Origin of the sequence: Pseudoalteromonas luteoviolacea S2607 (assembly GCF_001625575.1) — a bacterium.
GTDB lineage: Bacteria > Pseudomonadota > Gammaproteobacteria > Enterobacterales > Alteromonadaceae > Pseudoalteromonas > Pseudoalteromonas luteoviolacea_E.
In genome coordinates this window covers 21,265-34,141 of the sequence record NZ_AUXV01000045.1, presented here as the reverse complement: position 1 = coordinate 34,141, position 12,877 = coordinate 21,265, and the positions used below count along the sequence as shown (strand labels likewise).

General features: G+C 40.8%; 9 protein-coding genes and 1 pseudogene. 1 reads left to right on the top strand and 9 read right to left on the bottom strand.

What is annotated here, in order from left to right:
- Complete coding sequence (gene msbA / locus N480_RS16400; RefSeq protein WP_063373533.1) at nucleotides 1-1,737, bottom strand: lipid A export permease/ATP-binding protein MsbA; 1,737 nt, start codon at nucleotides 1,735-1,737, stop codon at nucleotides 1-3.
- Between the two features lie 63 nt (nucleotides 1,738-1,800).
- Nucleotides 1,801-4,020 (bottom strand): DNA internalization-related competence protein ComEC/Rec2, encoded by a 2,220-nt coding sequence (locus N480_RS16395; RefSeq protein ID WP_331245798.1) that lies wholly within the window; start codon nucleotides 4,018-4,020, stop codon nucleotides 1,801-1,803.
- A 24-nt stretch (nucleotides 4,021-4,044) separates the two neighbouring features.
- Here N480_RS16395 and N480_RS16390 point away from each other — a divergent pair, with 24 nt between their 5' ends.
- Entirely contained in the window at nucleotides 4,045-4,557 is a 513-nt protein-coding gene (locus N480_RS16390) for a DUF2062 domain-containing protein (protein ID WP_063373532.1), read from the top strand.
- Between the two features lie 62 nt (nucleotides 4,558-4,619).
- On the opposite strand, the pseudogene N480_RS25785 reads toward N480_RS16390, so the two are convergent.
- The 7 genes and pseudogenes from N480_RS25785 to pyrD form a co-directional block, all read right to left on the bottom strand.
- A pseudogene (locus N480_RS25785) lies at nucleotides 4,620-4,866 on the bottom strand (IS3 family transposase); the annotation flags it as partial.
- Between the two features lie 227 nt (nucleotides 4,867-5,093).
- Nucleotides 5,094-6,830, bottom strand: a complete 1,737-nt coding sequence (locus tag N480_RS16385; protein ID WP_063373531.1) for a DUF3466 family protein — start codon at nucleotides 6,828-6,830, stop codon at nucleotides 5,094-5,096.
- An 8-nt stretch (nucleotides 6,831-6,838) separates the two neighbouring features.
- Nucleotides 6,839-8,755 (bottom strand): ABC transporter ATP-binding protein, encoded by a 1,917-nt coding sequence (locus N480_RS16380; RefSeq protein ID WP_063373530.1) that lies wholly within the window; start codon nucleotides 8,753-8,755, stop codon nucleotides 6,839-6,841.
- Nucleotides 8,733-8,987 (bottom strand): glutaredoxin family protein, encoded by a 255-nt coding sequence (locus N480_RS16375; protein WP_063373529.1) that lies wholly within the window; start codon nucleotides 8,985-8,987, stop codon nucleotides 8,733-8,735. Before N480_RS16375 ends, N480_RS16380 begins: the two co-directional genes overlap by 23 nt.
- A complete protein-coding gene (gene rlmKL / locus N480_RS16370) occupies nucleotides 8,980-11,091 on the bottom strand; it encodes a bifunctional 23S rRNA (guanine(2069)-N(7))-methyltransferase RlmK/23S rRNA (guanine(2445)-N(2))-methyltransferase RlmL (protein WP_063373528.1) in 2,112 nt (703 codons plus the stop codon). Before rlmKL ends, N480_RS16375 begins: the two co-directional genes overlap by 8 nt.
- Before the next feature lie 64 nt (nucleotides 11,092-11,155).
- A complete protein-coding gene (locus N480_RS16365) occupies nucleotides 11,156-11,686 on the bottom strand; it encodes a cell division protein ZapC domain-containing protein (protein ID WP_063373527.1) in 531 nt (176 codons plus the stop codon).
- Between the two features lie 120 nt (nucleotides 11,687-11,806).
- Nucleotides 11,807-12,817, bottom strand: coding sequence for a quinone-dependent dihydroorotate dehydrogenase (pyrD, locus tag N480_RS16360; RefSeq protein WP_063373526.1), 1,011 nt, complete (start codon nucleotides 12,815-12,817; stop codon nucleotides 11,807-11,809).
- Between the last annotated feature and the right edge of the window lie 60 nt (nucleotides 12,818-12,877).

Here is a 12,877-nt window from a genome sequence, read left to right as displayed (position 1 = left end):
TTACTCACCATATTGCATTTTACATAGCGCGGCATACGCGCCGTCTTTTGCTAACAATTCCTCATGCTTGCCCTGCTCCAACACTTTCCCTTTGTCTAGTACATAAATTTGATCAGATTTCTCTATCGTAGATAAGCGGTGAGCTATCACAATAGATGTTTTATTACTCATCAGCTGCTCTAACTCTTCTTGGATCAAACGCTCAGATTCGGTATCCAGCGCTGAAGTCGCTTCATCTAATATAAGTACAGGTGCATCTTTGACGATTGCTCTGGCAATGGCGATACGTTGTCTCTGTCCACCAGATAACATAACGCCATTTTCTCCCACTTCCGTATCCAACCCGTCAGGTAAGTCTTTTACAAACTCCCAAACATGCGCTTGCTTAGCTACTTTTACTAATTCTTCATTAGTCAGGGACGTTTCTAGCCCATACATGATGTTATTAGCAATTGTGTCATTAAATAGGGTTACATGCTGAGACACCAAAGCAAATTGCTTACGAAGAGATGCCAGCGAGTAATCAGTCAACTCAACGCCATCAAGTGTTACTTTTCCTGCATCAAGCTCGTAAAACCTAGGTAGTAAATTAGAGAGTGTCGACTTCCCAGAGCCACTTCGCCCGACCAACGCAATACTTTTACCAGCTTCTACATGCAGTGATAAATTTTCGATTACAGGTTCATCTTTAGTTGGGTAAGTAAATGTCACATTCTCAACACTAATCTCACCGCGGACAGCCTTAGCTTCGTACGATCCTGTGTCTTTCTCTTTGTCTTGGTCTAGTACTTCAAAAATGCTCTTTGCGGCTGCAATACCACGTTGAAAATCACTATTTACATTCGCCAATTGCTTTAGAGGTCTTAACATCATGACCATCGCAGTGATAAGTGACGCGACCACACCTGGCGTCAACGACTCATGTACATCAGGCATTGCAATAATTGCGAGTACTACCGCCATTGCACTTGCTGCAATCAGCTGAATAACGGACACACTCAATGCGCGAGTTGCATCCATTTTCACGCGTTGTTGTCTATTGTGATTATTCACCATCGCGAAGTGTTTAATCTCTTTTTCTTGGCCACCAAATCCGTGAATTTCTTTGTGGCCCGAAAGCATTTGCTCTGAGCCTCTTGTCACTGCGCCCATCGCGTCTTGTATTTTTTTCGAGATTTTTCTGAATCGTTTAGAAACAACACTCACAACAATCGCAACAAACGGAACTATCACCAAAAAGAGAAGAGACAATTTCCAGCTAATCGCGAACATACCCCAAAGTAAGAACACCACAAATGCCCCTTCTCGGATTGCAACTTGCAAAGCTCGCGTAACCGCCTGTTGAACCTGCTCGGTATCAAACGTTATTTTCGAGACTAATTCACCATTAGAGTGTTTGTCATGGAATGAAACAGGCATAAATAACATATGCTCGTACAGCTGTTGACGCAATTTACGAACAACTTGAGAACCCACATAACTCAAACAGTACGAGGACATATAGTTAAAAATACCTCTGCCCATCACCAGTAAAATAACCACAATTGGGGCCATTGCCAATACATCTTGATTACCCTGTGTTAATCCATCGTCCATAAATGGTTTCATTAACTGGATAAAAAGCGCATCCATCGCTGCATAACCAAGCATGCCAAACACAGCAAAAAATGCCGCAAGTTTAAATTCATAAGTGTAAGTCAAAAGCCTTTTATAAATTTGCTTTCCAGACTGTTGCATAGCGTTACTCTAAAACTTCAAAACCCTTGTATTGTATCCGCCATAACGCGAAAACTGAATGCATTATCTTAAAAACCATAGATTTTTCGCTTCTCGGGCCAATAAAACCTCATAGTGATTAGAAAATATACGAATTTGAATATGTCCATCTAAGGCCGTATCAAACATCTTATATCCAGCCTGACCATATCTCGCTACGATTTCCTGATGCGGCAATGCCCACGGAGAGTGGAACCCTCTCGAAAAAACAACGACTTCACCACTAACCGAACGAACAAAATCAATACCCGATGAGGTCTTACTACCGTGATGGGGTGCCAACAGAAATGTCGAAGGAAGCAATTTTTCGCTCATTTTTATTAGCTTATTTTCTGTGCTCGACTCGATATCTCCAGGTAACAGCAAACTGTGCTTACCATCACTAATACGTACAACACATGAACTGTTGTTATCGTTATTTTGCTTCTCTTTTGGCCAGATTGTTGTGACCGTTAATTCCCCAAATCGAACGGTTCCGTTAACGCAGGGCTGTTGATATTTGTGACCATGAAATGTGTGTAAACTTTCCCCATATCCATTTTTTATCAGATCAGCTAGCCCGCCGGCATGATCGCCATCATCATGGCTCACTATAGTATGAATAAGAGATAGATTATTAGCACGTACAAACGGCAAAATGACATTTTCAAAAATAGAGTATGTGCCAAAGTAATTGGCCCCAAGGTCGTAAAGAATTGCTTCATCGTCGCGAGATATGAGTACCGCACTCCCGTGACCTACGTCGAAAAAGTCTACTTGCCAATGCGGTGATGGCAGTGTTAGCCATCTTGCAATTAAGATCAAAGCAGGTATACAAGCGTAACGCGCTGTGTCTCTATTAAGTAAAAGCAAAATACAGAGTAACGTCAATCCCAACTCTTGAAACGCAATGCTACCCACCGACAACCAGTTGTATTGCCAATGTTGTATAACATCATAAGACGTGGAAAGTAGGCTATCCAGTCCACCTAAGAGGTGTAGATCAAATAGCAGTGACGCAAAGCATTGTGCCACTATTGCAGGAAAAAGAACCACTCCCAAAAAAGGGATCATAACTAGGTTTATAAACAGGCCAGAAACACTCACTCCTTGAAAGGTAAACAAACTCCATGGCAGTAAGAATAAAAAAATGACGACCTGTAACAAAACCAACCATTTAAGTTTAAACAAGCCGCCTTGTTTTTGGTACAGGATGTTTGTTTGCAGCGACAATAACCAGAGAATTGCAATCACTGCGCTAAATGAAAAATAAAGACCTATGTTTAACAAAGAAAACGGTGTAAAAAGCACGATGAGTACAAGCGCATAAACTATAGTCCTTGTAAAGCTTAATCGCAGTCCTAAGAAATAACACAAAACCCCGAGTGCAGCCATCAACCAAGCTCGTTGGGCAGACACCTGCATACCGCTTAAAATAACATATATTCCAGCCAAGCAAAGCGCACCGATTAAGCAGCCGATATTAATGTTAATTCCTTGATTTAACTTATTTGGTAATATGAACACAACCGCTTTTAAGATCGCAAAACTCAAAGTAAACAAGATACCAATATGTAAACCCGAAATTGCCATAATATGGCTTAAGCCCAGCTTTCTAAAATTCTCTTTGTCCTGTGATGCGATATGAGACTTATCTCCACTAAGTAACACGTAGTACAACCAACCTAACTCGTAGTTACTAAATACTTTGAAAATAAACGCTCGGTATGCTTCCTGCCAACCAATTTTGGCAGCTGAAATTGACTCTATCTCCACCTTCCCTTTAAAGTGAATATGATTACGAAATGCATATAACTCAGCGTCGAACACGTCAAAGTTTTTACGAGAGCGAAAAAGCCGCACGTTTCCATGACCAGCAATCTCATCTCCACGCGCTAAGCTATCTGGTCCATTTACAACCGCCAAATTCGCATAAACCGTTTTAAATGGTGGCACATGAAACTTATCGAGCACGGATACATCTAACTTGATGTATGAGTAGCTACCACGGTTTAGTATTTTTGATACCTTGCCATGTATCTCAACCGGCTTATTCACGACCTCCCTTTCCCAATCCAAATGGTAGAAAAGATGGTAGTGAGAAAGTGTAACAAAAATACCTAAAATAAAACCTGCCAAAACATTCGAAAAAGGCTTAAAATAGCTACTAACAAAAACAAGCATGGCAATACTGCTGGGTAACTGCCAAGAATCCAGATAAAACACGGATATTAGGCACCCAAAAATGATGCCAAAGCAAATCAATAGTGAAGTAGATGGTTGCTCTATATGGCGAAGAAAACGATCCAACGCTTTTTACCTGATCACAATAAGATCAAAGAACAAAAATCGTTAAAGATATTTGGAAATTTATTGCATGATGCGAACCTTTGGCATTTAAACAGACGTTCAGCCAGAGGTGCCTTTTCAGTTGGACTATTTTTTGCGTTCATCCCTGTTCCTTTTCAAATGGTACTTGCGGCAGCCCTTGCCATACCGTTCAGAGTTAACTTACCCCTGTCGATAGCACTTGTTTGGATAACTAACCCACTGACAATGCCACCTATTTTTTATTGCTCTTATCTTGTCGGCGTTTTTGCGCTTGGTCAAGAGTTACAGCCATTTCATTTCGAGCCTACATGGGCATGGTTAAGCGAAAGTATCTCCACGATTGGGCCTGCATTTATGGTTGGCTCACTCATCTGCGCTTGTATTGCAGCTGTAATTGGTTTTTTTGGCATTGATTATTTGTGGAGACGCTCGGTCAATAAAGCGTGGGAAGCTCGTAATCAGGTGGATTGAACTACTTGTGGTTTAAAGTCATTTGCGTGACTAGTCCTGATATTGGATAACAGCTTTTTCAGTCAAAACGCCCAATGTATGCCGTCGGGCGTTTTGTTTTTAAAAGATAAATGTCTATCAACTCTTCAATCATTTTCTTAGCTTCATTTAAGCCATTCATTTGTACAAAAAACACTCGCCTTTAAAGATGCCATAAACGCGTTCTGCTAGTGCATTATGAGAGCAATTATACCCGTCTGTCTTTGAACAACTGACATTGTATTTCTGTTGAAACTATTGATACTCTACTGAGCAATATTGCACACTCTGCCAGCGTGATTTATGAGCAGGCCTTGATATACCCAACAAGCAACACACTTTCGTTATCGATTACCCCCAAGGACGACCATGCTTTCGAAGCCAAACTAAGAAAGTTGAACGATGTTGAACGCATAACGCTCTGCGCCTGTTTATACGTCATCTCGCCTTTTTCACCCTGTTCTACTACGGCTAATGTAACGGAATTAAAAAAGGCCCTACAGTGAGGGCCTTCTTAATTATTTTGCTTTTCTGCGTCTTCTTAACATCACCAGAGGTGCAGCCAGTAAGCTGAGCATGCCAAATGATGCTGAGCCACGTTCGTAAGTTTCTGCTTCATCCGGCGCACACTGTGCCGGTTCACCACTATTGTTTCTGGTCAAAAGAACAGGGATAGCCACAGACTCGAATTCGTCATTGCCATTACTGTCTTTCATATTATTGCCGAGCGCATCTTTTCTGTTTACTGTCTTAGTTGCGATTGCGTAAATGTTTCCATTTTCAGTAATTTTAATCGCTTCAGAAACATCATATGGGAATTCAGCACTTTTACATGGCAGTAGATCATTAATGTTGTTTAGCTTGCCTGTCGCTTTATCAAACAGAAACGCTTCTCTACGCGGAGATGCAACGTTCTTTTCAACCTCTGCTTGACCAATAATTTGCCCAGCATTGTTGATATCTCTAACATACATATCCGAACCTTCGTAGAAGGATTCGATTTCTACGTACTTCGCGTTATCAATCTCATAGTAATAACCTTTCACGTTAGAATTATTACCAGTAGAAAATTCGTCCATACGATAACCAACAACAATGTTATTATCATTTATGGCAACTGCTCTACTAGACTCATAACCTTTGTCGTGATCAACCACAGGTTTAAAAGCGCCGCCCTGATAATAGCCCGCTCGCTGTCTAACGATGAAGTCATCTCCTTCACGTGTATTGGAATTACCGACAGCAATACCCGCACTGTTTACGGCTAGTGCAGAACTAATGTGAATGCGCTCTTCATCATCGTTTCGAGTTAAACCAATACCCAATTCGTCTGTATCAGCTGCAATGATGTTAAAGTTAGCATCCAGTTTCCATTGATAGGCACGAAGATCGTAGTAGCCTGCATTTTGCAATTCCCATGCACAAACTGCGGTTGGCTCATCTTCATTTTTACAATTATCGTTAAATCGGTCTTGGGAGTCTTTTTCAACACTCACAGCACTTTGACCGACAACTAGGTAAGAACCGTCATTTAATTTTTTAATATCTGTCGCAATACTGTAACTACCATAATCGTCCGTAAACTTAGCAGGTAATTCCATAACTTCGCCGCTTGGCTTTACCAATATAGCGCGTGATGTGTGTGCTCTTTGGAAAAAAGTAGTGTCTTCATTTTCATCTTTCTTCCTAAATTGAATTTGGTCGTAAGGTGCAGTACCCCAACCAACAGCGGTACCATCAGATGCAACCGCAGTGAGCAACTGAATTGTAGAGCGAGATAGTTCATTATTTGTATAACTACGATTAGCATCAAATAACACTTTCTCTTCAGCGGTCGTAGCTGAAAAAATTGAGGCTATACCTGAGTTTAATTTTTGGAACTCCGCATTCCCAGCGCGTGAAGAGAGGAAGTTACGCATGAATAAATTAGCATCTGCGTTTGTCGCAGCCGCATTTTCATTTTTGATCTGTTCAAGTGTAAAGTCGATAGTTTCATCACGAAGTTCTAGGTTTCGCTTCCAAGAGTCATATGCGCTCTTGATGCCGCTGTCTTCAATATCAATGTAACTCACATCGATAGGCAGATTGAACAATTCTGTTGAGCGGCCAACTATCGCGCCAGACTCATTTGCATCCATAATATAGGTATGCTTTGTTTTTTCATTCGTTGGTAATTCTGTTAAATCATAAGTGACAGCAAACAGCTGCCCTGAAAAGCACAAACCGATACTGGCGGCTAAAAGTGAATATTTCATCTCAATCCTTACTGCTGATTCTGTAAAGCTTCTAATTCTTCCCAGCGTTCAAACGCGGTTTCGAGCTTTGACTCTAGTTCTGCTAATTGGTTCAACGCTTGCTGTGTTACTTCGGAGTCTTGTTTAAAGAACTCTGGAGAGTTAACTAATTCTTGCTGGCTCTCTAGAGCTGCCTCAAGTTCCTCTACTTTACTTGGCAAGCTTTCTAATTCAAGTTTTAATTTGTAACTTAACTTGCTTGATTTGTTCTTGTTTGTCTCTTTCTTAGCCGCTGGTGCAGCTTTCTTCTCTTTGTCTAGTTTCTCTAGTGCTTTTTGCTGAGCGAGCTTGTTTTCTCGGTAAGCTTCAAAGTCACTGTAGCCACCGACGATTTCAGTGACAACACCATCCCCTTCGAATGCCCACACACTATTACAGGTGTTATCGATAAATTCACGGTCATGGCTTACGATTAAAATTGTACCTTTATACTGTGTGATTATTTCTTCTAATAACTCTAAGGTCTCGATATCCAAATCATTGGTTGGCTCATCGAGCACAAGTACATTCGAAGGCTTCAAAAACAGTTTTGCTAGTAATAAACGGTTCTTCTCACCACCTGACAGTGCTTTAACAGGTGTTCTTGCTCTTGCTGGTGGAAATAAGAAGTCTTGTAAGTAACCCAACACATGTCTGCTACGTCCACCAATAGAAACTTCTTGTTTTCCTTCAGCAACGTTGTCTTGTACCGTCATCTCTTCATCCAGCTTCTCTCTATACTGGTCAAAGTAGGCAACTTCCAGATTGACACCCTGTTTAATTTTGCCACTGTCAGCAGAAAGCTTGCCGAATAATAGCTTTAGCAATGTTGTTTTACCTATCCCATTTGGGCCAACTAAGCCCACTCTGTCGCCACGCATAACCAGTGTCGAAAAATCTTTAACGATAGGTTTATCTTTAAATGCATGGTTAACGAAGTTAGCTTCAAAAACCAACTTCCCTGAACGCTCTGCCGACTCAATGTTAAAATCAGCTTTGCCCACTTGCTCGACTCGTTGCTTACGTTCAACACGCAAGGCTTTTAGAGCTCTAACTCGCCCTTCATTTCGCGTTCTACGCGCCTTAATGCCTTGACGTATCCATGCTTCTTCTTCTGCTAACTTCTTATCGAAAAGCGCATTCTGTGTTTCTTCAACTTTTAAGTCATGCGCTTTTTGCTCTAGGTACTTAGCGTAATTTCCAGGGTAAGATATTAACTTACCTCGATCTAAATCTAGAATACGTGTAGCGACAGCACGAATAAAAGCACGGTCGTGAGAAATAAATACAATGCCGCCTTTAAAGTCCTTTAAAAATGATTCCAGCCACTCAACACTCGCCATGTCTAAATGGTTAGTAGGTTCATCAAGCAATAGTAAATCTGGGTCTCCCACAAGCGCTTTTGCCAGTGCCACCTTTCTTAACCAACCACCCGATAGCTTTTCCAAACGCATTTGCGCTGTGAGCTGCAATTGGCTAAGTACTAGGTTAATTCTACTTTCAAACCGCCAAGCATCAGCCGCCTCAATTTCAGCTGATAGACGCTCTAGTCGATTTAACAAAGAGTTAGATTGATCGGTTTGAAGCGCTTCACTAACATGATTATATTCAATAAGTAAACTAGCAACCTCCGGTAACCCATTGGCGACATAATCAAACACGCTCCCTTCAGCGCCCTTAGGTGGATCTTGTTCTAATCGAGAAACTTTTAAGCCAGTTAATCTATTTATTTCACCATCATCAAGTACGACTTGGCCGTCTAATACTTTTAGTAAGGTTGACTTGCCTGCACCATTTCTACCAACAATACACACTCGCTCACCGGCTTCGATGAGAGCATCAGCATTGTCTAATAACGGATGAGAGCCGAAAGCAAGTTGCGCTTTAGCTATTCTTATTAAATCCATCTTCTTGTACTAACTCTTGAATTTGTTGTTGGGTAAACGGCCAATATAGCAATTTACCAGTAGTTATACTTTCTAAAACAGGAATTGAGGTTTGATATTTTTCAACCAAAGCCTCACTTTCCAAAATATCTTGGTGAAGAATATCACCTTCACGAACGCAACAAAGCGCTAACGAGAGCGCTTCTTCACATAAATGACACCCCTGTGTGTAATACAAGGTCACTTTAGCCATGAGTAATTAACCAGCTGTTGTGGATCTGCTTATTACGCTTGAAATCTGGCGACAACGTTTGCGCAGAAATATTCTCTGCTTTCAAGCCTAAGCCTATTAGCGCAACTTCGTCCATCTTAAAACCGCGTTTGTTATTAGAGAACAACAGCACACCGTCTGGACTCAGGATATTCTTTACCCAAGTTAATAGCTGGATGTGATCTCTTTGCACGTCAAACGCATCTTTCATTCGCTTAGAATTAGAGAACGTTGGGGGATCTAAAAAGATCAAATCATATTGACCTTTCGCATGTTCTAACCATTTGAGGCAATCAGCTTGTTCAAATCTAAAACGAGGATTTTTAAGGTTATTCAAAGCAAAGTTTTCTTCCGCCCACTTTAAATAAGTCTTGGACATATCTACTGTTGTCACAGCTTTCGCGCCACCAAGTGCCGCATGTACTGACGCTGTGCCTGTGTACGCAAACAAGTTCAGTACCCGCTTATCCTTTGAATTTTGCTGAATAAAGCGACGTGCTAGTCGATGATCTAAAAACAAACCTGTGTCGAGATAGTCATACAAGTTAACTTTAAATTTCGCTCCAAATTCTTCGATAACTTGTAAGCGATTTTGCTTTTCATACGAGGTATATTGTTCATCACCACGTTGTTTCTTACGAACTTTAACAGCGAGATTACTTGGAGAAATCTGCAATGTTTCAGCTGTTAAGGAAATCACATCCTGTAAACGTTTGTCGGCAACTTCTGCATTGATTTCTTTAGGCGCTGCATATTCGAAAATAACCGCGTTGTCACCGTACACATCAACGGCAACATTGTATTCAGGAATATCTGCGTCATATAACCTGTAAGCCTGTACCGATTCTTTTTTAAGCCAATTTTTAAGGCCTTGTTTATTCTTCTTTAATCGATTTGCAAAAGCACGAGATTGCTCGTAGTGCAGTTCAGACGCTTGCTGATTTTGCGCAACTTGTTTCTCATTTAACTCATAAAGATACAACGTCACATCAATCGGGCCATTTTTAAACTTATATCGCTTTTTAGATGCAAGTTTGAGCAGCCTGAACAACTCATCGTCAGTCCCTAAAAGAGCGGCATTCCAATCTTGGAAGTATTTCTTAAAGCTCGCCCCCATATTACGGTATAAACTAATGAGTTCAGCCATAGATCCTAAACGCTCACCGTAAGGCAAGTTACTTAAAACAGTTCCAGGGCGCTTAGCGACGGATTGAAGTTTGCCTGCATCAGCAACGTTAAATTGAATTTGCTCGCCTAAACCAGCTCGATTAGCATTCGATTGTGCAGTTTCGATGACTTTCGCATCAATATCATGCCCAATTAACCACAGTTTAGAATCATTTTTTTCAGCTTTAAGTGTTTGTTGCAGCTCTTTAAATTTTGCTTCTCTAAAACTAGGAAGTCTTTTAAAAGCAAAGGCTTTATTTAGGTTAGTCGGCAATTTCAATGCCATACTCGCCGCTTCAATTAACAATGTACCTGAGCCACAGCAAGGATCAAAAAGTGGTTTAGAAGTGTCATTTAACCAACCACTACGAGTCACTAGTGCAGCCGCTAAATGCTCACGAATAGGTGCTTTACCTTGCTTAGTTCGATAACCACGGTCTGACAACCTTGGGCCTGAGTAATCGAGGTATAAAGCGAGCTTCTGTTTATTTAATTTTGCAATAATGCGAACGTTAGCATCTTGCTTATCAACAGAAGGACGTTGTTCATAAAGATCTTGGAAATAATCTACAACTGCATCTTTAATCACAAGTCCAGAAAACTGACTGTTTTTCAGCTCTTTGTTGGTACCATTAAACTCAACAGCAAATGTTTGTTTTGGACCAAACCATTCCTGCCAGCCCTGAAAACGCGCAAATTTATATAGGTCATCTTTATTTTTAATATCTTCGTGCTCATCAATCAGCAACATTACGCGTGTTGAATAGCGTGTCATCATACAGAATTTCTGTGCTGTTAAATTATCAGCATCAAAACGTACTGAACCAATACTTTGCTTAGTTACTTTAATTTCGAAAGATTGAAGCTCTTCAACTAATAAATTCTCGATACCAATCGACGTAAGTGCAATAAACTGCAATGTGATAACCCTATAATTTCAATTGACGCGAGTATAACACAGCTGTTTACAGACTGGGATTGGATTACGCTCTTCTGACGAGTTTATTACTGACTAATAGAGGGTGGATACGATTGTTAAGCACTTTAATTGCTTGAAATTGTTCGAGCACAATATTTTCATCGAGCTTGAAATTAGCAGTGAGATTAACACACAGACTGGCTTCGCTGTCGTGGTCTACGATTAAACACTCACCAGTCATTTCTTTCGACTCTAGTGAGATTACCGCATTACACAACACATCAGAACCTGTATAAGGACTGAAAAACCAGCTTTTGGCTTGCATGGGAAGTAAATGGAATTTTGTAGCGGTAGCATTCAGTGATATTTGACAGCACTGCGCTTCAGACCAAACACCATAAGTGCACAAGTAATCGAACACATTCTGGTAAAATTCGGCTTCTTCAACGCTAAAAGTTGGGCTGGATATAGAATCGGCTGTTAGTTGACGCAACCTAAAAGGGGTACACAACTGTAGCTCGTCTCCGAGGTCAACAAGCAACCGATTCTGTGTGTGACACTGTAACCAACGCCACTCTTTTGATGCTTGCAAAATCGCCTCCGAATTACTACTTCTCCAAACTAACAGTAACTCGTAGTATATCGCGATTTTTGCAAGTGTAAAAATATTTATAATAACTTTTTATTTAGGATCATTTCGTAATATGCCTGATCCTTATAAAGAATTTACGATCCTTTTGATCAATTGCGGGCCTTCGTATATAAATCCTGTATATACTTGAACTAAATCAGCACCTGCATTTAACTTTTCTTGCGCAGCTTCTGCGCTATCAATTCCACCCACTCCGATAATTGGCAATTTCCCGTCAGTTAAACGCTTTAATTCACTGACAACGTGAGTGGACTTTTCACGTACAGGTCTGCCTGAAAGGCCACCAGCTTCATTAGCGAACTCAAGCCCTTCAACAGCCTCTCTCGCGAGTGTTGTGTTCGTCGCAATGACCCCGTCAATGCGATTATTTACAAGAGATTCGGAGATTTGTGTTAATTGAACAGCATCTACATCTGGCGCAATTTTTACAAGCATTGGTACCGATTTATTGTGTTTCGCGATTAAATCTACTTGCTCGTTTTTAAGGCTTTGTAGTAAATCATCTAACGCTTCGCCATATTGTAAATCTCGAAGCCCTGGAGTATTCGGTGATGAAATATTTACAGTGATATACGAAGCATGTTCAAACACTTTACGCATACAATGAATGTAATCATCTTTACCCTGCTCATTCGGTGTGTCTTTATTTTTACCAATGTTGATCCCAAGGATCCCTGTATAATTCGACGCTTTTACATTTGCGACAAGATTATCCACACCCTTGTTATTAAAGCCCATTCTATTAATTACAGCATGCGCTTCTGGAAGACGAAATATACGTGGCTTGTCATTACCAACCTGCGGTCTTGGTGTAACGGTACCCACCTCAATAAACCCAAAACCCATTTGACCAAATGCATCAATACATTCTGCATTTTTGTCCAAACCAGCTGCTAAACCAACTGGGTTATCAAACTCTAGTCCTAAGAAATTAACTGGCTTCTTAGGGAGTGACTGTGACCATGCGAGACTTAACGGGGTATTTTTGAAGCGGCGTAGATTGCCTAATGCAAAGTCGTGCGCCCACTCCGCATCTTTATTAAACATATAACGACGTGCTAAATCGTAAAACATCGTGACTCCTTAAGTTCCTGGTAACAGTTTGAGGCAAAAAAATACCCCAGCAATTGCCGG